This window comes from Kitasatospora sp. NPDC101235, assembly GCF_044767505.1.
Lineage (GTDB): Bacteria > Actinomycetota > Actinomycetes > Streptomycetales > Streptomycetaceae > Kitasatospora.
Genome location: NZ_JBIWNZ010000024.1, coordinates 114,899 through 135,986 on the forward strand (window position 1 = coordinate 114,899; position 21,088 = coordinate 135,986).

General features: G+C 68.3%; 21 protein-coding genes and 1 pseudogene. 15 read left to right on the plus strand and 7 right to left on the minus strand.

Features of this window, described 5'->3' with window-relative positions:
- Nucleotides 1–121 precede the first annotated feature (121 nt).
- Complete coding sequence (locus tag ACIRRH_RS31955; RefSeq protein ID WP_403074301.1) at nucleotides 122–415, plus strand: hypothetical protein; 294 nt, start codon at nucleotides 122–124, stop codon at nucleotides 413–415.
- Between the two features lie 106 nt (nucleotides 416–521).
- Nucleotides 522–1,091: an HD domain-containing protein gene (locus ACIRRH_RS31960; protein WP_403074303.1), complete on the plus strand. Its 570-nt coding sequence runs from the start codon at nucleotides 522–524 to the stop codon at nucleotides 1,089–1,091.
- Here the strand turns inward: ACIRRH_RS31960 and ACIRRH_RS31965 are convergent.
- The gene (locus ACIRRH_RS31965; RefSeq protein WP_403074305.1) at nucleotides 1,079–1,552 is read right to left on the minus strand and encodes an NUDIX hydrolase; all 474 of its coding nucleotides are present in this window, start codon (nucleotides 1,550–1,552) and stop codon (nucleotides 1,079–1,081) included. The genes ACIRRH_RS31960 and ACIRRH_RS31965 overlap by 13 nt on opposite strands.
- A complete protein-coding gene (locus ACIRRH_RS31970) occupies nucleotides 1,542–2,309 on the minus strand; it encodes an XRE family transcriptional regulator (RefSeq protein ID WP_403074306.1) in 768 nt (255 codons plus the stop codon). Before ACIRRH_RS31970 ends, ACIRRH_RS31965 begins: the two co-directional genes overlap by 11 nt.
- 95 nt (nucleotides 2,310–2,404) lie before the next feature.
- Between ACIRRH_RS31970 and ACIRRH_RS31975 the strand changes: the two genes are divergently transcribed.
- Nucleotides 2,405–3,103 carry an HAD family hydrolase gene (locus ACIRRH_RS31975; protein ID WP_403074308.1) on the plus strand — a complete coding sequence of 233 codons (699 nt, stop codon included), beginning with the start codon at nucleotides 2,405–2,407 and terminating at the stop codon, nucleotides 3,101–3,103.
- A 160-nt stretch (nucleotides 3,104–3,263) separates the two neighbouring features.
- On the opposite strand, the gene ACIRRH_RS31980 is transcribed toward ACIRRH_RS31975, so the two are convergent.
- The gene (locus tag ACIRRH_RS31980; protein ID WP_403074310.1) at nucleotides 3,264–3,569 is read right to left on the minus strand and encodes a hypothetical protein; all 306 of its coding nucleotides are present in this window, start codon (nucleotides 3,567–3,569) and stop codon (nucleotides 3,264–3,266) included.
- Between the two features lie 77 nt (nucleotides 3,570–3,646).
- Here ACIRRH_RS31980 and ACIRRH_RS31985 point away from each other — a divergent pair, with 77 nt between their 5' ends.
- On the plus strand, nucleotides 3,647–4,495 hold the full coding sequence (locus ACIRRH_RS31985) for a hypothetical protein (RefSeq protein ID WP_403074312.1): 849 nt from the start codon (nucleotides 3,647–3,649) through the stop codon (nucleotides 4,493–4,495).
- 838 nt (nucleotides 4,496–5,333) lie between these two features.
- Here ACIRRH_RS31985 and ACIRRH_RS31990 read toward each other — a convergent pair.
- The gene (locus ACIRRH_RS31990; RefSeq protein ID WP_403074314.1) at nucleotides 5,334–5,789 is read right to left on the minus strand and encodes a DUF5946 family protein; all 456 of its coding nucleotides are present in this window, start codon (nucleotides 5,787–5,789) and stop codon (nucleotides 5,334–5,336) included.
- Between the two features lie 190 nt (nucleotides 5,790–5,979).
- On the opposite strand from ACIRRH_RS31990, the pseudogene ACIRRH_RS31995 reads away from it, so the two are divergent.
- Nucleotides 5,980–7,240 (plus strand): annotated as a pseudogene (locus tag ACIRRH_RS31995) (IS701 family transposase).
- Nucleotides 7,241–7,313: 73 nt separating this feature from the next.
- On the opposite strand, the gene ACIRRH_RS32000 reads toward ACIRRH_RS31995, so the two are convergent.
- Nucleotides 7,314–7,811, minus strand: coding sequence for a DUF397 domain-containing protein (locus ACIRRH_RS32000; protein ID WP_403074316.1), 498 nt, complete (start codon nucleotides 7,809–7,811; stop codon nucleotides 7,314–7,316).
- Nucleotides 7,808–8,665 carry a helix-turn-helix domain-containing protein gene (locus ACIRRH_RS32005; protein ID WP_403074318.1) on the minus strand — a complete coding sequence of 286 codons (858 nt, stop codon included), beginning with the start codon at nucleotides 8,663–8,665 and terminating at the stop codon, nucleotides 7,808–7,810. The genes ACIRRH_RS32000 and ACIRRH_RS32005 overlap by 4 nt, the downstream gene beginning before the upstream one ends.
- 435 nt (nucleotides 8,666–9,100) lie before the next feature.
- On the opposite strand from ACIRRH_RS32005, the gene ACIRRH_RS32010 reads away from it, so the two are divergent.
- From ACIRRH_RS32010 to ACIRRH_RS32030, 5 genes are read left to right on the plus strand one after another with little or no spacing between them, the layout of a single operon-like run.
- The gene (locus ACIRRH_RS32010) at nucleotides 9,101–10,057 is read left to right on the plus strand and encodes a hypothetical protein (protein WP_403074320.1); all 957 of its coding nucleotides are present in this window, start codon (nucleotides 9,101–9,103) and stop codon (nucleotides 10,055–10,057) included.
- The gene (locus ACIRRH_RS32015; RefSeq protein WP_403074322.1) at nucleotides 10,054–11,481 is read left to right on the plus strand and encodes an FAD-dependent oxidoreductase; all 1,428 of its coding nucleotides are present in this window, start codon (nucleotides 10,054–10,056) and stop codon (nucleotides 11,479–11,481) included. The genes ACIRRH_RS32010 and ACIRRH_RS32015 overlap by 4 nt, the downstream gene beginning before the upstream one ends.
- A complete protein-coding gene (locus ACIRRH_RS32020; RefSeq protein WP_403074324.1) occupies nucleotides 11,478–12,257 on the plus strand; it encodes a nucleotidyltransferase domain-containing protein in 780 nt (259 codons plus the stop codon). Before ACIRRH_RS32015 ends, ACIRRH_RS32020 begins: the two co-directional genes overlap by 4 nt.
- Nucleotides 12,254–13,369, plus strand: a complete 1,116-nt coding sequence (locus ACIRRH_RS32025) for a radical SAM protein (protein WP_403074326.1) — start codon at nucleotides 12,254–12,256, stop codon at nucleotides 13,367–13,369. Before ACIRRH_RS32020 ends, ACIRRH_RS32025 begins: the two co-directional genes overlap by 4 nt.
- Nucleotides 13,370–13,385: 16 nt before the next feature.
- On the plus strand, nucleotides 13,386–14,480 hold the full coding sequence (locus ACIRRH_RS32030; RefSeq protein WP_403074328.1) for a radical SAM protein: 1,095 nt from the start codon (nucleotides 13,386–13,388) through the stop codon (nucleotides 14,478–14,480).
- 57 nt (nucleotides 14,481–14,537) lie between these two features.
- Here ACIRRH_RS32030 and gltX read toward each other — a convergent pair whose 3' ends face one another.
- On the minus strand, nucleotides 14,538–15,899 hold the full coding sequence (gene gltX, locus ACIRRH_RS32035) for a glutamate--tRNA ligase (RefSeq protein WP_403074366.1): 1,362 nt from the start codon (nucleotides 15,897–15,899) through the stop codon (nucleotides 14,538–14,540).
- Between the two features lie 244 nt (nucleotides 15,900–16,143).
- Here gltX and ACIRRH_RS32040 point away from each other — a divergent pair, with 244 nt between their 5' ends.
- The 5 genes from ACIRRH_RS32040 (at nucleotide 16,144) to ACIRRH_RS32060 (ending at nucleotide 21,066) form a co-directional block, all read left to right on the plus strand.
- Nucleotides 16,144–16,554 carry a GNAT family N-acetyltransferase gene (locus ACIRRH_RS32040; protein ID WP_403074368.1) on the plus strand — a complete coding sequence of 137 codons (411 nt, stop codon included), beginning with the start codon at nucleotides 16,144–16,146 and terminating at the stop codon, nucleotides 16,552–16,554.
- A gap of 171 nt (nucleotides 16,555–16,725) precedes the next feature.
- Nucleotides 16,726–17,703, plus strand: coding sequence for a hypothetical protein (locus ACIRRH_RS32045; RefSeq protein ID WP_403074330.1), 978 nt, complete (start codon nucleotides 16,726–16,728; stop codon nucleotides 17,701–17,703).
- A gap of 988 nt (nucleotides 17,704–18,691) precedes the next feature.
- On the plus strand, nucleotides 18,692–19,240 hold the full coding sequence (locus ACIRRH_RS32050) for a hypothetical protein (protein WP_403074370.1): 549 nt from the start codon (nucleotides 18,692–18,694) through the stop codon (nucleotides 19,238–19,240).
- A gap of 12 nt (nucleotides 19,241–19,252) precedes the next feature.
- The gene (locus ACIRRH_RS32055; RefSeq protein ID WP_403074331.1) at nucleotides 19,253–20,506 is read left to right on the plus strand and encodes an MAB_1171c family putative transporter; all 1,254 of its coding nucleotides are present in this window, start codon (nucleotides 19,253–19,255) and stop codon (nucleotides 20,504–20,506) included.
- Nucleotides 20,507–20,553: 47 nt separating this feature from the next.
- Nucleotides 20,554–21,066 (plus strand): hypothetical protein, encoded by a 513-nt coding sequence (locus ACIRRH_RS32060; protein WP_403074372.1) that lies wholly within the window; start codon nucleotides 20,554–20,556, stop codon nucleotides 21,064–21,066.
- Nucleotides 21,067–21,088: the final 22 nt, after the last annotated feature.

Genomic DNA, 21,088 nt, shown 5'->3' on the forward strand with positions numbered 1-21,088 from the left:
AGAGATCAGGCAGACTTCCTTGAAGGTTATGGAAGGCCGGTACTAGCCCGGTATGCGGAAATGAAACCTCCGCTTCGGCATCACGTCCCGCTGCAACATCCGCTGCCAGTACTGCCTGCCGGTGGGGAAGCGGGGAATCATTGTTCAGCCGTCGCCGGAGGAGGCAATCGAGGTGCTGCAGGCCGGCTACGACATCGGTTTCCGCAGGGTCCACTACACCGGCGGGGAGCCGACTGTGTGCGGGGACTTCGTGGATCTGCTGCGCGCTGGCAAGGCGATCGGCCACGAGCGGCAGGCAAGGCCGCCTACGTACACACCCTCAACGGCTCCGGGCTGGCCACCAGCCGCCTGGTGCCGGAGGTGCTGCGGCACTGGCTCGGCCGCGAGTCCCTTGGCCCCGGCAACAGCCGGATAGCCGAACCGGACGCCAGCGCGTCAAGTCCTGTCCGGGCCCCGGCCGTGGCCCGGACAGCCCTTGAACACAGCGTATGGAGCGCCCGCCGGGCGGGAAGGCCGACAGCATGACGGAGACTTTGCCCCAGTGGGCGTGGCGGATCGCCGAAGAAGAACTGTCGGCCACCCTGCCGAGGCGGTGGGCGCACTCCCAGGGGGTGGCACGCCAGGCCGCGCAACTGGCCTCGGTCGCCGGGCCGGACGGCGGCCTGATGGTAGCCGCCGCCGTGCTCCATGACGTCGGCTACGCACCTCGGCTTGCCACGACCGGCTTCCACCCTCTGGACGGTGCGCGGTTCCTGCGAGATCGGCACGGTGCGGATACGCGGCTCGTGCGGCTGGTAGCCAACCACTCGCTCGCCCTGCTGGAGGCTGAGGAACGCGGGCTGCGCGAGACCCTGGAACGGGAGTTCCCGCTGCTCGACGACCAGGTGCTGGTGGACGCCCTGATCTTCTGCGACATGACCACCACTCCCGACGGCATGCCCACCAGCGCCAGCGAGCGGGTCGCGGAGATCCTCGCCCGCTACGGAGCCGACACGCTGGTGGGACGGTTCATCCACCGCGCGCAGCCGGAGATCGAGGCAGCGGTGGCCCGCACCGAACACCGGCTCGCCGCCGCGGCTCAGCCGAGGTAGGGGTACCTGCCGCTGAGGAAGTGGCCGATCTGCTGGCGCATGCTCGGGTGGATGTCGTACTCGTCCAGGTCGTCCGGCCTCACCCAGCGCACACCGTCGGCTTCGTCGTTGACCGTCGGGGTGCCGCCGATCGGGCGGCCGATGTATGCCACCTCGAACTGCTGGCGGGCTTCGCCGTTGCTGCTGTACACCACGATGTGCTCCGGGTTGGAGTAGACGCCGAGGAGTCCGGTGATCTCCGCCTTGATCCCGGTCTCCTCCTCGCACTCGCGCACCGCGCAGTCGGCGGCAGACTCGCCGATGTCCTGCTTCCCGCCGGGCAGTGCCCACTGCCCGGTGTCGCGCCGGCGTTGCAACAGGATCTCGCCGGCCTCGTTCTGCACGAGCAGGTTGCTCGCGGGCACCAGCGAGTTCGCGGCCGGTGCGTCCGGATCGCCGTAGTACTCAGTCCTACCGGCCACGAGGCTGGCCCCCCTGCGCGTCGTCGGTCCACGGCCGGGCCAAGTCCCAGACCGCGTCGAAGCTTGAAGCGTAGCCGCCGAACCAACCGAGGTCGCCGCCCTTCTGGAGGTGCAACAGTGGGTTGGCGGACGCTGGCTGGCCCCACACGTGCGGGTTGACCAGCAGGTCGTCGTCGTAACGGAACAGCGAGTTGTAGAGAGTGGTGTCGTGCAGACGGATCTCGCAACCGGGCGTGCCCAGCAGCGGCCGGTAGTAGGTCAGCGAGGCGCCGATCTTCGCCGCGAGCGCGTCGCCGATGCCCTCCTCCCGCCCGCGGATCGCCACCGCGTGGCCCTGCGGGTCGCCGAAGCACAGCCGGACCTTCACCCCGGCCGCTGCCCGCTGCGCCAGCATGGCGGCGATGCGCGGGTTCGACTGGGCGAAGAACGTCCCCGAGAACACCAGCACGTCGATACCCTGCTCTGCCTCCAGCAGCAGGGAGAGCCACATCTCCCGCGGGACGCTGGCACGATCGGGGTACGTAGCCACAAGGCCGGTGCCGGGACCGGCCGCCTGTCCGGCCTGTGGCCGGGTCTGGGGCCAGAGGAAGTCCTCGTCCACCTTCAGGTGGTGTGCAACATTCCACCGGTGACGTGCATGCGGCACGCGACCGCCTAACCAGCGGGTCACCGTCTTGGGGTCCACCTCGCAGGCCTCCGCGAGTCCCACCGGGGAGACACCGCGCTGGGCGAGTGCGGAGCGCAATCGCTCGTTCACAGTGGACATCCAACCGGACGGCGGCAGGCCCCGCAAGGACGTCCTGGGACGCGTAGCGGCCGACGCGGACCCGACATGCTGCCTACGCTGGCCCGATGGCGCTCATCGTCTTGTGGGACATCGACCACACGCTCATCGACAACGCGGGAGTGAGCAAGGAGATCTATGCGGCGGCTTTCGAAGCCGTGGCGCACCGTCGGCCATCTGGTCCTGCGGTGACAGAAGGGCGCACCGATCGACTGATCATGCGAGAGATGTTCAACCGAGACGGTCTGGCCCAGCCGGGCTGGAGCGTCGTCCAGGCCGCTCTCGAAGCCGCCGGCCGGGCGCGGTCCGAGGCGCTGCGGCTGCGCGGCCGCGCGCTGCCCGGCGTGCGGGAGGCCCTTACTGCTGTCGCGCAGGAACCTGGGGTCGTCTCGTCGGTGCTGACCGGGAACATCGCGGCGAACGCCCGGTTGAAGCTGGCAGCCTTCGGGCTCGACGACCTGGTGGACCTGGGGGTCGGTGCCTATGGTGCCGACCACCGAGATCGGGCGGCACTCGTCGCGGTGGCCCGAGACCGCGTCCACGTTGCCCATGCTGTTCCGGTGGATTCTCCTGTGGTGCTGGTCGGTGACACTCCCCGGGACGTCGAGGCCGCGCTGACCAGCGGGGTTCAAATCGTGGCTGTCGCCACGGGGGTCCATTCCGCCTCTGACCTTCGTGTGGCCGGCGCCGAGGTGGTGTTGCCAGACCTGACCGACACAGCTGCCTTGCTGGCGCACCTTGCGTGTGTTGCTGCCAAACAAGACTGAACTGGGGAGTTGGCCGCATCCACTTAGGTCATCCACGACCCGGTCCCCGAATTCGTGCTGAGTGGGCTGCTCGAACCGGTGCGGGCGCACCTGGACGGCAGGCTGTACAACGGGATGTCGTGACACGAGTATCAGGTTCGCCGCTGCAGCTACTGCCGCCTCACCGGCGGAACAGCCCAGCTCTGATGCCTGCGAAGAAGTCGGTGATCTCGGGCTGCGCGAAGATCAGGAGGCGCCTGTCCTGGCCGAGAGGGCTACAGAAGGCGGTCACGTCACGAGGCAGGAAGGCTACGCCGATGCTCTCGCTGCCCCCGAACCGCCATGTGGCCGAGTCGAGGTGAGTAGCCAGCCACTCGGCGGTGAGTTCGTTCTTGCCGGTCGCGGTGACGGGGTTCGAGTCGAGGCTGGGTGGCCTGCGGAACAGGTCGGCGTACCCGGCACTGGACGTGCTTCTCGCCTCGACCATCACCCGGCGCCACTGGGACGATGCCAGAGCGGTTCTCGCTGAACCGCTCCCCGACGAGCGACTCAGGACGGTGCGCGATGTCCTTTCAGCCGGATGACGAAACCCGGCACAGCCTCACCGCAGCACACCAGAAGGCCGCCGCGTTCCTCGGCCTCGTGTGCACCGGACCGCCGATCTTCGGTACCTCCGGTACCACCGTCGGCCGCCCGGCTGAGAACACCTGGCTCCGCGTCTCCAGAAGCAGCCGCCGCAGGGCGCCCCGGCCGAGCGGCCAGGGCGCCCTCGGCGCGGAACAGCTCATCCCCGCCTCCGTTCCCCGCCCCCGACTCCACGACACCGCGGACTGGACCGAAGCCGGCTGGTTCTACCAGGCTGACGTCTCCGAACTGGTAGGCCCTGCGGCCTCCACCACCCAGGATCTTCGCCACGACCCTGGCCTGGACGACGGCTGGTGGGCCGCGCTGAAGGACGCGCTGGTCGGCATCGCACAGGCGCCCGGCACGAAGACCACCCTGCGGCAGACCTGGGTCGAAGAGGTCTTCCCGAAGTACCTCGGCATCCCGGCCCCCGCGAGCGTCGAGCGGGTCACTGGCCACGGAGACCTGCAGTGGGCCAACTTGACCGCCAGGCCGCTCAAGATCCTCGACTGGGAACGCTGGGGCCTGGTCCCGGTCGGCTACGACCCCGCCGTCTTGTGGGTCAGCAGCCTCCTCGTCCCCGAGATCGCCAACCGGACCCGCGAGGAGTTCGCGGACATCTTCGACACCCCCGCCGGACGTGTCGGCCAGCTGATCGCCCTCGCGGAGATGCTCCAGGCCGCCGACCGCGGTTACTACCCCGGTCTGGCACCCCTGTTGGCCGACCAGGCAGAGGAGCTGACCGGGATCGTCCCGCCGCGGGGTGCCGGCCCCGGACCCGTCCGGTAGGCCGTGGACCTACGGCTCGACCTTGTCGAGTACGCACTGACCCAGGCCGAGTAGCGTCTCGACCCGAGGCTGGACCGAACCGTCACGGTGCGCAGGCGCCGGACGGTCGGAGCGTCCACCGACCGAGGTCGCTGGTTCCGGGCGGAACGGCGGCCGCGGGCGTGAGCCCTCGAACAGGGTTGGAGCGGAACAGAAACTGCCTCAGCACTGGTCGGCGTTGCGATGCCCTGCTGGTCGGGGTCCGCAACGTGGCAGGACCCCCGCGCGATCAGGCGGTCTGGCGGGCGAACGAGACCTCATTGCTGCCGGATCGCCCGGTCGGGGCCCGCGGTTGATACCCGGAGCTCGCTGTCCCACCGGCGGACCGAGCCCACGAGTTGATCGAGTTGATCGGTGTCACCCCGCCGAGAGGCGTACTCCCCGAACTGGTCAAATGGTGGCCGCGTCTGCCGATGCACACCTTCTCGCCCGGAAGACGAGGCCGTAGGCATGGGGCTCGCCGCCGACCCAGGTCTCAGCCCGTTCCATCGCGACCAGCGTTCCTGACCGTGCCGCACACGCAACCTGACGGCAACCAGCGTGGTCCGGAGTCAACTGCAACCGCCTTAGCTGCCTGACTGGTTGGATAACGCTCCGCCGCTGGCGCCGAGGCGCGTGCTCGGCGCCCTGACCTCTTAGTACTCCAGCCGGAGATGTGATCTTCATGGCTAACGGCTGCGGTGTGCGCGGGCTGGGCGAGTTCGGCGCCAGGCGGACCAGCGTCGTGAGCGCGGTCATGGCCAGGCCGAACGACCTGAATGTCGTGGGCCTGTTCTTCGGCAGGCCAAGGTCTTTTCGGTCACGTGCCGCAGCTCCACGCATCGACCGTCGCGGCGGCCCAAGCCTTGACGCGTTCCGTGAACGCCGAGGAGGGGAACGTCCCATCGACGGCGACGTCTTGGATCGTGACGGAGAAACGGGATCGCGACGCATCCCGGTGCGGCAGGGGCGCGTCCCGGACCACTCGTAGAGGCCCGCCCTTCACACGATGGGAGTTATCACGACGGGCCTGACCGACGAGCTGGTTCACTTCGTCGAGGCCGCCTTCGAGGTATGTATGCAGGAGCGCCCAAGCCATCGCGCCGTCGTCGGCGGGAAGCCGACTGGGGTGTTGGAGCAGGAAGCAAGAGACTGAGACACCATGCAGCGGCCCCCACGGTGCCTGACGTGAATGGTCCAACGCGAGCAAGGCATGGAACAACTCGTCGCAGGATCGCGGATCCATCGATGCACCGCACTCCGGGCAGGGTTCCATGGCCTCTCCTCGATCCTCGACGTACCGCGTCGCCAGTACTCCAGCCGCAGGGTGATTCTGCTGATGGAACCCGGTAGCCAGACAGCTGCGGCCACCGTGATCATCGTGAGGTGTGTGGACTGACGATGAAGCGGTGGCCGCGGGTCACAGCGTAGTACCTGCCCGCTGGCAGGCCATGTTCGACGGCCTCATGGGCCGGATCGCAGGCCGTTTTACGCGGCTGGAACCCCGGTTGCGGGTACGGCAGTTGGTGCTGGGACTGCTGGCGGACCTGCCGCGTAAAAACTGCTGGACGATCGCCGAGCACGCCGGGGACACCAGGCCGGACGGGCTGCAGCACCTGCTCGGCCGGGCGAAGTGGGACGCCGACCAGGTGCGCGACGACCTGCGGGGCGTTCGTGGTGGACCATCTGACCGACGACCAGGCCGTGCTGGTCGTCGATGAGACCGGCGACCTGAAGAAAGGCACCCACACCGTCGGTGTGCAGCGCCAGTACACCGGTACCGCCGGGCGGATCGAGAACGCCCAGGTCGCCGTCTTCCTCACCTACACCTCCAGGCACGGCCACGCGGGCATCGATCGCGCGCTCTACCTGCCGAAGTCCTGGACATCCGATCCCGCGCGGTGCCGCAGGGCCGGCGTGCCCGAGAGCGCCGGCTTCGCGACCAAGCCGCAGCTCGCCGCGCAGATGATCGAGCGGGCGCTGGACGCCGGGGTCCCGGCCGCATGGGCGGCCGGCGACGAGGTCTACGGCGACAACCCTCACCTGCGCGCTGTCCTGGAAAGGCGGCAGCTTGGCTACGTACTGGCCATATCCAGCACCCACCGTGTCCCCACCCCAGCCGGACCTCAACGCGCGGACCACCTCGTCAAGCGCATCCCACGGCGGGCCTGGCACAAGCTGTCCGCCGGAAAGGGCGCGAAAGGCCACCGCTGGTACGACTGGGCGCACATCGCTCTCACCACATCCGGCCTGGCGGGGCACCAGTACCTGCTGGCCCGCCGCAACCGCCGTACCGGTGAACTCGCCTATTACCGCTGCTACGCGCCCCGACCAGTGCCGCTGTCCACCCTGGTCAAGATCGCCGGAAGCCGCTGGACCGTGGAGGAGACGTTCCAGAGCTCAAAGACCCTGGCCGGACTGGACGAGCACCAGGTCCGCCGCTGGAACTCGTGGCACCGCTGGGTCACCCTGGCCCTGCTCGCCCACGCCTTCCTCGCCGTCGCCGCCGCCCTAGAGCGCCAGGGCCAGGCCTTGGCCGACGACGGAACCAGCCCCGACGGACTGATCCCGCTCACCTGCAACGAGATCCAACGCCTGTTCACCGCTCTACTCACACAGCCTGCGCGAGACCTCGCACACCGACTGCACTGGTCCCTCTGGCGACGACGCCACCAGGCCCGAGCCTGCCGCAGCCACTACCACCGCCAAGCCGCCCTACAGCCATGAAGATCACATCTCCGGCTGGAGTATTAGGGCCCTTGGTCGACCCAGCAGCGTTCGGCAACGGCCGAGCAGGTGGCTATCTGTGGAATTTCCCATTAGCGAGGCCGACGGCGAAGTCGTTGATTTCGGAGGCCGCGAAGATCAAGAAGTTCTTGCGCCGGTCACGGAAAGCAGTGATGGCGCGGGGCAGGAGGGCGGCCTCGATGCAGCCGGACTCGTTGGTGCTCGCCGATTCCCACTGTGCTCCTGCGAGTTGCTGGGCCAGCCAGCCGAGCGGAAGTTCGTTCTTGGTATCCGCCGTGATGGGGTCGGCGCACAGATGAGCAGGCATGCGGAGCCTGCCGTTGATGATGCTGCTGGCGAGATCCTCGAACTTCGGGTCGGAGAGAACGAGGGGCTCGTGGTGTGGGTTGAGCGAGTCGCGGATCGCCGTGATTGCCTGGGGCAGTCGGGCGACCTCAACGCAGTTGGAGCCGCCCGTGCTTGCAGATTGCCAGTGGGCCGATGCGAGTTGCTTGGCCAGCCAACCGGGGGTGAGGTCTGCCGGGACGGGGTTGGGGTGGTGGGGGGTCATGCGTATTCCTCGGCGAGTTGATCTAGGAAGGCGAGCGACTTCTCGGGCGACAGCGCGTCGTCTGTGAGGTGTTCGCCAACGCGCTGGTACTCGCTGACGACATCGCTGTCGTGGATATGCAGGGCGGCGCGCCTGCCCTCGATGGTGACGCTCGCTCGGCCGGTCGGAAACGTCATCAACATGAACGGGCCGTCTATCCCTGCGTGCGCGCCGGCAGAGAACGGGATCACCAGGATGGTGATTACCGGGCTGCTTCTGGCGAGCGTGGTGAGGTGCTTGATCTGTTGGTGCACCCCGGCGCGTCCTCCGATCTCCTGCCGGAGCTGGCCTTCGGTGAGCACTGACGTGATCACCAGCGGTGGCTGCCGGGAGAGAATCCGCTTGCGGAGGTCGGAACGCACGGCGACGAAGCGATCGACGTCGGACTCGTTGTCCCAGGCGCGGCCAGCCTCGATGACCGTGCGCTCGGTAAGCGCGTCTTGGAGCAGCCCGTGTGGTGCTGTGGGTGACCAGAGGAAGGCCGACGAGGCGAGTTCGATGTCGGTGTAGTAGTTCCCGAAAGGATCGTCGGCGTCGCCTGGGAACCGCTCCTTCCAGTCGCTGCTGTTCGCGCTGAGGACCAGCTCGTGCCAGAACGCCTGGGCAGGCGGGTCGGTGATCCCGAGTACGGCCAAGAGGTGAGGGAGCTTCTGGAGGGTGATCTGCTGGTCGCCGGACTCGATCTTGTGGACGGTGCTCGCTGATCTGTAGCCGAGCTGCGCGGCAGCCGTTTCCAGCGACCAGCCGAGTTCCTGCCGCCGGTGGCGCACCTCCGCGCCGAGCCGCCGGCGTCGGGGGTTGGGTTGGTCGGCCATCAGCACCTCCAGGGTCAGGTTGATCGTAGTGGGTAAGCCCTGCTGTTCTCATGCAGCCTGTCGAGTAGGAAAAATTTTCCAATTGCGAAGGCTTGCTAAGAACCTGACGCAGCGCCATCATCGTGATGCGGTCCGTGTCTGTCTGGCGCAGGCCGTCTTGGCCAGTGGTGCACCTCCACGTCGGCATGCCTCGGTCCTGGTCCTTGGAGTCAGCGGCCCACCTGAACAGCGCTCTGGTCCGCCGCGTGGCGAATCCGGGCAGCAGTCAGTCCTCCGCTTACCGCACATTCCCGACGAGGTGCACCGCTGGTCGCCCGAATTCCGCGCCGACTCCTGGCTGCGCCGGAGCAGTTGACCAGTTCCGGCCTTCGTGTGGAGCGGCTTACCTCGGCGCAGACTAGTCTGCGCAGGCTCACTGGAACTGAGGAGGTACTCATGGTCCAGACCGCTGATCCACCGCGTGACGACAGGATCAGCTCGGCAGGTGTCATGAGCCGGATCGCTTGGTGCGCATTCAATGACGTCACCACACATCCGCTGGAAGAACTCGGAGCATCGTTCCTGCGGTTGGACGGTGTGGTCGGTACGGACTCGCCGACCGGGCTCCTGCTGCACACCTGCCACCGCGTCGAGTGGTACGAGGCCGAGCCCATGAAATCGGCCACCGCGCCGCTCTCGATCCGGCTCAGCCGACTGATCATCGGCCATGAGGCCGCAGCTTCCCGGCTGGCCCGGATCGCCGCCGGGGCGATGTCCCTGATCCTCGGGGAACGGTTCGTCTTCCAGCAGGTCCACTCGGCCTTCGACCGGCTGCCCGCTGGCCACCCCCTCCGACCGGTGGGGGCAGAGGTGCTCCTGCTGGCCAGTCAGGCTCGGCGCCGGTTCGGACTCCAGGCCCGCCTCGACTACCGCGACCTCGCCCGAACGCTGCTGGACGCATCGGCCATCCGCCCACGCAACCTGGTCATCGTCGGCGGAGGCATGCTCGCCCAAGCCGTCGCACATGAACTCGGTGACGACCGTCGAGTCGTCGTCTTGACCCGCAGCCCCAAGAAGCTTCGCCGGCTCCTGCGGGCCGGCGCCGTCAAGGCGACCGTTCTGCGGATCACAGAACTACCCGACACCGTTCGGGACAGCGGTTTCGATCTGGTGCTCGCGACGTCCGGGCTCACGCCGCAGTACCGCGACCACATCGCGCGCCTCGCGGATTCCGCGGCCCGATCGCTGGTCGTCGACCTGTGCGCAACGCCCGTCCTGCATGACCGAACGAACTACCAGCACCTGCACCACCCGGCCGTGACAGACCTCATCGAGGACGCCAACCGGCCGGCTGTCGAGGCAGCGCGCGCTGCCTCCTCGTGGATCGAGAACCAGTACGGAGGCCACAGTTGACCACGATCGTCGACACGCTGGTGATCGGCGCCGGCCCCGCCGGGCTGATCGCCGCCGATCGCCTCGCCGAGAACGGGTCCCGCGTGCTGCTGGTCGATGCCGGCCGCACCCACCTGCGTCGCACCTGCCCGGTGGATCTCCTGCGCTCCTGCAACGGCTGCCAGGGCATCTGCAACGTGATCTCCGGCTTCGGCGGCTCCATCCACTACGGAGACGGGGTCAAGCTCTCCCGGTTCCCCAGCGGCCGGCGGCTGGCCGAACTCCTCGGCACCGACCGGGCCGAAGGACTCGCCGAACAGGCGCTGCGGAGGCTGTGCGGCGAGGACCGGCCCACGTTCCACGGAGCCCTCCCCGTCCTCGGGCCGTTCACGGTCAAGGACTACCCGGTGGCCTCGCTCAGCGCGGCGCAGGTGCGCACGCTGATCGAACGGCTCCACCACCGCATCACCACCGCCCCTGGCACCGAGTTACGGATGCAGGCACAGGTCACCTTCCTCCAGCCGCTCGGACAAGCGTGGCTGGCCGAAGTCGCCAGCCGATCCGGCAGCAGCGAGACCGTGCACGCGAGTTCGGTCGTGGTCGCGGTCGGACGGCGAGGCCAGCGCTGGTGGCAGCAGACCCTCCGCGGTCTCGGAGTCACGTACTCCACACCCGCTCCCTCCGTGGGAGTCCGCTTCGAGGCCCCGACCGCGCTCCTGCAGCGCGGGTCCGACATCCACGAGGACTTCAAGACCACCATCGTCACCAACGGCGTGAAGATCAAGACGTTCTGCTTCTGCGCCGGTCCCGGGGGCGGCCGGATCAAGTTCACGGACTACGGCGAGCACACTCTCCTCGATGGCCACGTCATCCCCGAGGCGAAGAGGGGCAGCACGGCGAACTTCGCCCTCCTCGCGCAGCTTCGGGCCCCTGACGGCAGCCCGCGCACAACCGCTTGGGTCGACGAGAACCTCCTCGTCCCGTACCGGGCGCTGAGGACCGACCGGCCGGGAAAGCCCGTCCTCCAGTGGTATCCCGACTTCCGAAGCCGGTCCCTCGCCTGCAAGGAACTTGAGCAGTTCGCCAGCCTCAGCGGCTTCCACCCCTCACTGCGCGACTACCAGGTCGCCGACCTCGCGGGCATCCTTCCCCAGGCCATCCACACCGCTCTGTGCGACGCCTTCGAAGACCTGATGGCCTACTTCACCGGCGACGCCCTGTCCGGCCGCATCGCCTCCCAGGTCGCGGTGATCGGCCTGGAACTGGAGAACCTCTGGGACGAGCTGAAGCTCACCGACAGCCTGGAGACCACGGCCCCCGGCCTGTACGCGGCCGGCGACTGCACCGGCCTTGCCCAGGGCATCCTCCAGGCCGCAGTCGGCGGGCTTGCCGCAGCCGAAGCGATCACGGGCCGTCCCAGCCGTTACACCGAGCTGGCCGCGTGAGCGCCCCCCGCACCGTCACGGAGGCCAGCCGAGCCGCCGTCGAGATCTTCGGCGACAACCTCCTGAGCTCCTTCATCGGTGGCTCCTACGCACGCGGCACCAACAAGCCGGCCAGCGACATCGACTGCTTCGTCGTCACCGGCCTCAGCGATCACGAGCAGGAACGGCTCTTCGCCGAACGCCTGCGCCACGTCCACCAGGCCGCCGGCCTCGACTTCGACCACTGCGGAGAGATCCTCACCCTCGACACCCTGAACACCCTGCTGGCCTTCACGGAAGACTGCATCGCGGCCGTGCCGGCCGTTCAGCGGTCTGCCTGCTACCTCGCCGACTGCCCCCTGTCGGTGTTCCGCAAGGGCGACGTGGTCTTCAAGTTCCTCGCCGACCCGAAGATCGCCGTCCACGACCCTGCGGGCCTGCTGCCGGCGCTCGAAGCCCGGGCCGCGGCCTACTTCTCCGCCTGGCCGATGCCCCGGATCCAGGAACACAAGGGCAGGCTCCGCCTGCCTCCCGGCAGCCCGCAGCAGCGGCTCGCAGACCTGTGGCAGTCCCGGGCCGACACCGCGGCCTGGACCGACACGCCTGTCGGCGTCGGCCTGGAACGCTGGTTCGGCACCGAGGTTCCCGCCCGGTTCGAAGCCCTGCACCAGGCCGGCCCCGTCACCTCCCCTCTTGACGGCGCCGACTGCCCGCTGCCCGCCGCCGACACCCTCGCGGCACCCCTTACCGCCCAGTGCCTCGCCTTCCTCCACTGCGAACCGGAAGGACACCGATGACCACCGTCTCCCTCGGCATGCCCACCACCCGCCTGCCGATCTACCGGCAGACCCGCGAGCGGTTCGTCTTCCTTTACCCCACCACCGCCTGCGGCCTACGGTGCAAGACCTGCTACGTGGGCAACGACCGCCTCAACGCCGCCAACACCATGAGCGTCGAGCAGGCCATCAAGGTCATGGACTACTTCCGGATCACCGGAGGCCACGACAAGCTCTACCTCCTCGGCGGCGAGCCCACTATGCACCCCGAGCTGCCCACGATCGTCGCTGCGGGCCGCGAACGCGGCTACCAGGTCACCATCAGCAGCAACGGCGACTTCGACGACGACCTGTTCGGCAAGATCCCCCCGAGCACCCTGAACAGCTTCAACTTCTCCCTGGAGTCCGCCGACCCGCTCATCCACCGCAAGATTCGAGGCAACCCCGCCAACTACGACAAGGTCGTCCGCCACATCGCCCAGGCCCGCGAACTCGGCTACCAGGTCCGCGTGATGTGCACCGTCTCGAAGACCAACCGCGAGGGCGCCCTCGACCTCATCCCCTTCCTCGCCGAACTCGGCGCCCACACGCTCAGCTTCCACAACCTCGGCAAGACCGGGAACGGAGGCCGCTTCCTCCAACCGCTCAGCCCCACCGAGTGGATGGACTTCTGCGCCGAGATCGAAGCCTTCCCGCCCGAGCCGCGCCTGGCGGTCTACTACCCGCCGACCTTCGTCAAGGCCGACGCCCAGGAGGCGTGGTTCGACCGCGGCTACCCGGGCTGCCCCGCCCGCACCCTCGACCGCCCGCACGTCTACCCGGACGGCACGGTCTTCGCCTGCCCCGTCTTCATGGACGACGGCCGGCACTACGCCACCTTCGACGGCGACCGGCTCATCCTGAACCCCGACCCGAACAACGAACTCAACGCCTACCTCACCGCCGACCCGGTGTGCACCGGCTGCCCCAACACGGAGACCTGCGGCGGCGGCTGCCCCGCGTACTCCCGGATCCCCGCCTACAAGGACGAGGGCTTCTACTCCTGCGACCGCGACACCACCCCGCTGTGCATCCTGTGGACGGTCTCCGCCTGGGGCGCCCGCGAAGCCGACTCACTGCACGCCCTGCGCTGACAAGGGAGACGAGACCGTGACCGAAAGCCTCGTGCACGCCGCCGCGCACGCCACCGCGGCCAAGGAACCATTCCTGTTCCTCTACATCACCGAGAAGTGCCAACTGCGCTGCCAGCACTGCTACATGGGTCACCGACTCGACGCCGAGCGACGCATGACCCCCGCCATGGTCGAGGACATCCTCTCCAGCCTGCGCGTCGCCTACGGCCAGTACAAGGTCTACCTCCTGGGCGGCGAACCGACCACCCACCCCCGGTTCGGCGACATCCTCGACATCTGCAAGGACCAGGGCTACAAGGCCGTCCTGACCTCCAACGGCCTCATCCCCCCGAAGACCTGGCCCATGCTGCAGGGCCGCCTCGACTCCTTCTCCTTCTCCATGGACGGCGCCCGCCAGGAGACCCACGAGCAGATGCGCGGCGAGAAGACCTGGCGCCCCCTGCTCACCAGTATGAAGCGCGCCGTCGCCGACGGCTTCCAGACCCGCGCCATCTTCACCGTCACCAGCGCGAACCGGGACGACGTGTTCGACGCCATCGACCTCGCCGACTCCATCGGCCTGGAAATGCTCTCCTTCCACTACTTCACCCCCACCGGCCTGGGCCTGGACAAGCCCCACTTCCAGATCCCCCCGGACGAGTGGGTGCAGCTGTGCGGCCAGATCCGCGAAGCCGCGGCAGGCCGTCGCGTGCGCGTCTTCTACCCGCCCGCTTTCGCCACCGCGGACCAACTCCCCGCCCTGCGTGCCGCCGGCTACGGCGGCTGCACCGCCCGCAACCTCGAACGCCTCGCGATCTTCCCCGACGGCAGGGTGTACATCTGCTCGGCGTTCTTCGACACCGACCTCCACTACGGCGAGTTCCGCAACGGCGCGATCCACCCCCGTCTCCAGGATGGGATCAGCGAACTCACCCTCGTGAACACCATCTCCGCCAACTGCCGCACCTGCTCACACAGCTCCACCTGCGGAGGCGGCTGCGCGGCCTACGACCACCTGCAGAAGACCCTGACCAGCAACGACTGCGACCGCACCACCATCCCGGTCTGCCCGCTGTGGTCCATGCCCACCGAACCGGAGGGAACCGAGCACCGACTCGTCGACCTGCGCTGAGCAACCAGAGACCGAGCAAGGCCCGCACACCCACCAGGGCGTGCGGGCCTTCGGTACTCAGACCAGCTCGGCCAGCGCCTTGTCCAGACGCACCAAGACCCGCTCGCGGCCGAGCACCTCCAGCGACTCGAACAGCGGCAGGCCCACCGTCCGCCCGGTCACCGCCACCCGCACCGGAGCCTGGGCCTTGCCCAGCTTCAAACCGAAGACGGCCGCCGTCTCCTCCATCACCGACTTGAGCGAGGCCGCGTCCCACTGAGCCTCGGCCAAGCGGCGCCGAGCCTCCCGAAGGAGATCCGCCGACCCCTCCTTCATCGCCTTCGCCCACGACGCCTCGTCGCGCACCGGCTCGTCCAGGAACAGGAAGTCGACGTACGCGGTAATCTCCGACAGCACCGAGATCCGCGTCTGCGCCAGCTCGGCCACGGCAGCGAACTGCGCCGGGTCGAACGCCTCCGCCGGCCACGGAGCCCGAGGCGCGGACAACCATGGTCCGCACGCCGCCACGAACCCGTCCACCGGCAGCGCCCGCAAATACTCCCCGTTGAACGAGGCGAGCTTCTTCACGTCGAAGAACGCCGAGGAGCCGTTCACATCCTCGACCCGGAACAGCTCTTCCAGCTCGGCGTACGGACGGATCTCCACGTCGTCCTTCGGTCCCCAGCCCAGCAGCATCAGGTAGTTGACCACCGCCTCCGGCAGGTAGCCCTCGGCCAGATAGTCCTCCAGCGCCACCTTGTCGCGCCGCTTGGAGAGCTTCTGCCGCTTCTCGTTCACGATGACCGGCAGGTGCGCCCAGACCGGCGGCTCGGCGCCCAGGGCTGCCCACAGCAGCTGTTGCTTGGGGGTGTTCGAGAGGTGCTCCTCGCCGCGGATCACCTGGGTGATCCCTTCGTCGAGGTCGTCGACCACGTTGGCCAGCAGGAACACCGGGCTGCCGTCGCCCCTGGCGATCACGAAGTCCTCGATGGCGGCGTTGGGGAACTCGGGGTTGCCGCGGATCAGGTCGACCACCACGGTGGCGCCCTCGTCCGGGGTGCGGAAGCGAAGGGCCCGGCCGGCTTCGAAGCCCAGGCCCCGCTCACGGCAGAACCCGTCGTAGCCGAGCTGCTGGGAACCGGTGCGTTCGGTCACCTGCTCGCGCGTGCAGTCGCAGTAGTACGCCCGGCCGGCCTCGTACAGCTCGGCGGCGGCCTCGCGGTGCCGGGTCTCGTTCTCCGACTGGAAGTAGGGGCCCTCGAACGCCGGGTCCGCCTTCGAGATGCCGATGGACGCGAGCGCGCTGATGATCCCGTCGGTCCACTCCTCGCGGTTGCGGGCCGCGTCGGTGTCCTCGATCCGCAGGACGAACGTACCGCCATGCTGTCGTGCCGTCGCCCAGTTGTACAGCGCCGAGCGCGCGCCACCGACGTGGAACATGCCGGTAGGGCTCGGAGCGAAGCGGACGCGGACGGGCGAAGAGGCAACAGTCATGCGAATACGGTAGCGGCGTAGGTGGGTTCGAGTTGCCGTTCACGGTGATCGATGCTGACCTGATAGTGGATGGGGCCGCGCCCCGGACGCCCAGGACATATCGCGAGGTCACCTGATCGAAGGACGAGCCGTGGATGTACGGCGAGCGACCGGCACAGATGCGCTGTCGATGGCCCGCCTTCGGGCGGAGATGATCAAGGCGCCTCCGGTAGGCCGGTGGTTCGAGGATCTCACCGCCTACCTGACGGACGGGCTCACCCGCGCTGAGGACATGGCCGGATTCGTCGTGGACGGGCCAGACGGCCACCTCGTCTCCGCCGCACTAGGCAGCATCTACCAAGCGCCTCCCGGGCCGACCTACAGCGGTCGGACCGGGTACGTGCATCTTGTCTTGACGACACAGGGTTACCGTCACAAGGGGAACGGTAGAGCTGTCACGGCCAGCCTCCTCACCTGGTTCTGGGACCAGGGCTGCGGGCTGGTCAGCCTGAACGCAAGCACGGACGGCGCACGGCTGTACCGTTCGATCGGCTTCGAGGCGAACACTCGCTCCATGAGGCTCTTCGGGCCAGGAGCTGGGCGAGGCCAAGATGGCTTCTGAGGTCGCGAACTATGTTACGCCGCAACGCCGTTGTCTGTGATCGACATCGCTCACGGCGATTCGCAGCGATCGGCGACATCCTGTGCTACGTTCCGTGCTCCAACCGAAAACAGGCGACCCCGGCGGTGCTACCAACACCCCGGGGTCCGGCAACAGGAGCGGTAACTCCCGATGCTCGTACATCGTAGCGCGCACGCGCGTAACTTCACCGTGCTACCCAATGCGGTCCTGCAGGACCGGCGGCTGAGCCTTGCCGCGCGCGGGCTCCTCGCCGATCTGCTGTCCCGGCCCGAACGGTGGCGCGAGGACGCGCGGCAGATCGCGGACTCCAGCACCGACAGCCGAGCGGCGGTGCGCAAGGCCCTGCGGGAGCTGATCGACGCCGGGTTTTACCGGGTCGAGAAGACCCGGATGCCCGATGGCACCATCCGCAGCGAGGCCCACGTCTACGACACGCCCCAGCTACCCGGTCTGCGGGAGGCCAAGGAGCTACTGGAGACGGTAAAAGCGCAGGTGGAGCCGAGTGTGCCCCGTCCGGCGTCCGGTTCGTCGGGCTCCGGTGATGCTGGCGTCCCTGTAGTAAAGAACCTGGTCAAAGAACCCTCCCTCCCCACCCCCGCTGCCGACTCGCCGGAGTCGCCGGCGGAGCGGCGGCCGAAGGCCGCGGGCGGGCGGGAGAGAACTTCGATCACGGACCTGGACGGCCCACTGCAAGCAGCGGCGCACACCCTGCAGCAGGTGCTGGACGGCCAGCAGCGCCTGAGCCTGGGCGAAGCCGAGGTGGCGGAGCTGGCACCGCTGGTCGAGCGGTGGCTCGCCGTGGGCAGTGGACCGGCGGAGCTCGCCGCAGCGCTGCTGCCAGGCCTGCCCGAGACGATCCACTCGCCGGTCGGCGTGGTGCGGGACCGGCTGCGCCGCAAGCTGCCGATGAAGCCGGCGCCCGAGCACAGCGTGCGAGTGCGCCGGATACACGAGTGCGACGAGTGCCGGGACCCGGTGGCCCGGCCCGGCCGGTGTGGGCGCTGCTCCGGACAGCCGGGCCGGGTGCCGACGATCGGCAGCGGTGCACGGGTCACGGCGGCGGGCGCGGCCCGCGCTCGGGAAGCTCTGAGCCAGAGGGACCGGTACCGGGCTCCCGCCGGAACTTGAGCGGGAGGACCCCGCGGTCGGTGGCCGCGACATGACCGTCGGCAGGGCCGCGCCTAGCCCCGTTCGGGGGACGAGGCGTGGCCGGGCCGGAGTGGTAAAGAGAAGGCGCTCGAAGTCGGTGACCGAAGCCTGCTGCCTGGCGGTGAAATTCCATCTGCGGTAGCCGGATGTGGCGAAAACCACATAAGAAATTCAGATGGAACTTGGTTTGACGGCGATTGATCAATTCATCTTGGAATGACGATCACTCAGTTGATCAAGAGGATTTTTTTCGAGGGTGACTGATCGTCAAGTATTCGAATGGGAGGATGATCTGGACCTGCCATCAGGATTGCGCTACAGGTCGGTAAAGTTACTCTCTGCTGTCAATGCGCGTAGCGCTGTGCCGGATACTCCGAATCCGGGACCGCAGGCGCTCCACGTCACACCCCGCTAGGGCTGGCATGGTGAGAGGGTCGAGCGGCAGACGGGCCGCGCGGCGGCCCGCAGTGTGAAGGAGTTGCCCCCCATACCTCGCTCGCAGATGCCTGCTGACGGCATGAGTCGCTAAGTCGAAGCCTTCGATCTGTTCGATGCGCTATGTCTCGACGGCCGACTAACGATCCCGAAGATTGCAGTGCAGCGAAGAACTCCTTAGAAATACCCCCTGGCTCCAAAAGCATCCAAGCTCGCACCCCATAGGTGAGCAATAGCATGGCGCTGAGCGGGACCTGACCACGTTCGAAACCCAGCGAACCCCTCGCCCCCACCCTCACGAGGACTTGGTGTCGACCTACGAAAGCCCGGCAGTGCGGCTGCCGGACGGCGCAGCGGCGCGATTGCCCGGATCGGGCACCAGTGACAGCGACCACCCTGCCGTGCGCCGAATGCGTGCCCCGCTTCGCGGCCTTGAAGGCCGACCCGGGAACTTCAAGGAGATCGCCGGCCGGCGCAGACCGGGCTTGGCGGCACGTGGGCGGCTGCTGGAGGTGCCCGGAGGCGGGCCGTGCTGAGGATGCGCCGTCTCCGCAAGGAGTGCGAGCGGCGATTGACTGATCTGCCGATCCCGGACCCCTTCACGATCGAGGGCCTGGTGGCCGCGATGGAGGAAGCGACCGGTCGCACCATCCAGCTGGTCCCGGTCGACGACCGCGGGAGCGACCTGCGGACTGCCTGCGGCCTGCGCGTGCGTGCGGGCGACCTGTCGCTGATCTTCTACCGGCCGAGGCCGACGCAGCACCAGACCGACCACGTGCGGCTCCATGAACTGGTACACGAGTGGTTCGATCACGGCACCAGCCTGAGCGCGAAACAGCTCGATTTGCTCCTGCCCAAGCACCTGCGCCAAGGCCTCATCGAGCGGATGAGTGAAGGGGCGGTCGTGCAGGCCCGCGCAGGGCGCTACGACACCAAGGAAGAGCAGGAAGCCGAGCTGAGTGCGTCGCTAATCAAGCGGCTCGTCCAGCGCCAGATGCCCGTCGGGGGCGACATGGTCAGCCTCCTGGAATCCACCCTCTCCCATCCCGTCGCCGCTCCCCGGCGCGGCAAGAAGCAATAAAGGAACAACACCGTGCTCGCTCTCGCTGCGTACATCGCCGCGACCACGATGACCGCAGTGGCGGTCTGGCGGCTGCCGGCGGTCCTCTACGGGGACGCGCACCGGCGCGCCCTGTGGGGCTGCTACCTGGGGTTCGCGTTGGCCCTGTGGCTCAAGAGCCCCGCAGTGATCGACTTGATGAACCGCCAGCCCGTCACTGACCTGTCGGTCCTGTTGAAGCACTACGTCTCGACGTTGGCGATTTTGGCAATCCTGACGTACGTGGTCGCCTCGTACGGCAAGACCGACGAGACGGTGGTGATCCCGCGACACGTCGCCGTCGCCCGCTGGATCGAGCGGGTCGCCTGGCGGGCGGCGATCGGCATGCTGGCGCTGATGACGGTCCTCTTCTTCACCGTCGTCGACCGCAGTCGGCCGAGCACCGACTTCGTGCCCGACCACGCCGGCCAGTGGGGCGCGATCCTCTACGAAACGATCTTCTACGTCTACTTGGGGACCGCCTCCGCGGTCACCTGCTACCAGTGGTCCAGTGCGCGCCGCCGGGCCGAGACCCGCCTTCTGCGGACCGGCCTGGGGCTGATGGCCATCGCCATGGCGATCGGCGTCGCGTACGTGGCGATCCGGACGACCTTCATGTGGGTCACCCTGGCCGCGCCCCTGGACGCCGACTTCAACCACGCGCTGGGCGTCTACACCGAATACATGCAGATCGCCCTCTTCATGATCTTCGCCGCCGGAGTGAGCATCCCGACCACCAACGCCGCCGCGACCAGGTGGCGGTCCTGGCGCGCCCTGTGGAACCTCTACCCACTGTGGCACGACCTGGTCACCGCCTTCCCCGCCGTGGCGTTCCAGAAGCCGGCCAGCCGCTGGCGCGAGGTCCTGCGGACCGACCCACCGATGGACGTGCGGCTGGACCGGTGGACCCAAGACATCGCGGACGCCGTCGAGCAGATGCGCCACCATGCATCGCCGGTCCTTCTGCCGGTGATCGAGGAAGCCGTGGACGGGGCCGCCGACCCGCAGGCCGCCAGCGAGGCGCTGTGGATCAAGGCCACGCTGGCGAACGCGAAGGCGGGCCGCCGCAACGATGTTCCGGCCCCTGCGCTGCCCAGCAAGCCAATCGCCTCCACCCAGGCGGAGGTGACCTGGCTCCTGAAGGTGCAGGAGGCGTACGCCGCCGCGACCGACCTCCAGGTCCAGGAGCTTCTGGCGACCGCCGAGGTGGAGGAACTGGCCCTGGAGATGGAGGAGATGGCGCTGTGAGCACCGTGGCCCGTACCGTGACCGACGTCCTCCAGCCGCGCAACGTGATGTTGGTCGGGCTGACCGGCGTGGGTGTTGCGGCGGCCGGCAGCTGGACCGGAATCGGCTGGGGGCTCCTGGCCGCGCTGTGCGCCGGCATCATCCCGGCCGCCTACATCGAGTGGGAGCGGAAGCGGGGGACCTGGGGCGACCGGCACGTCGTCGACCGCACCCAGCGCTTGCCGATCTTCCTCGTCATCCTCGGCTCGATCGGCGCCGGCTCCCTCGTGATGGTGCTCGGTCACGCTCCGCGCGACATCCTCGTCGCCATGATCGCCCTGTGGGTGATGACCGTGGGCCTGCTCAGCATCAACGTGGCCTGGAAGGTCAGCGTGGACAGCGCGGTCGCCGCCTCGGTGGTCACGCTGCTCACGGTGGTCCACTCACCGTGGTGGATCGCCGCGTGCCCTCTGGTTGTCGCGGTGTGCTGGTCGAGGGTGGCGTTGAAGTACCACACCGTCGCGCAGACCGTGGCGGGCGCCGCGCTCGGCGTCGCGACCGCCACCGCCTGGCTCGTCTGACGGCAGACGAAGCGGGCTCCCG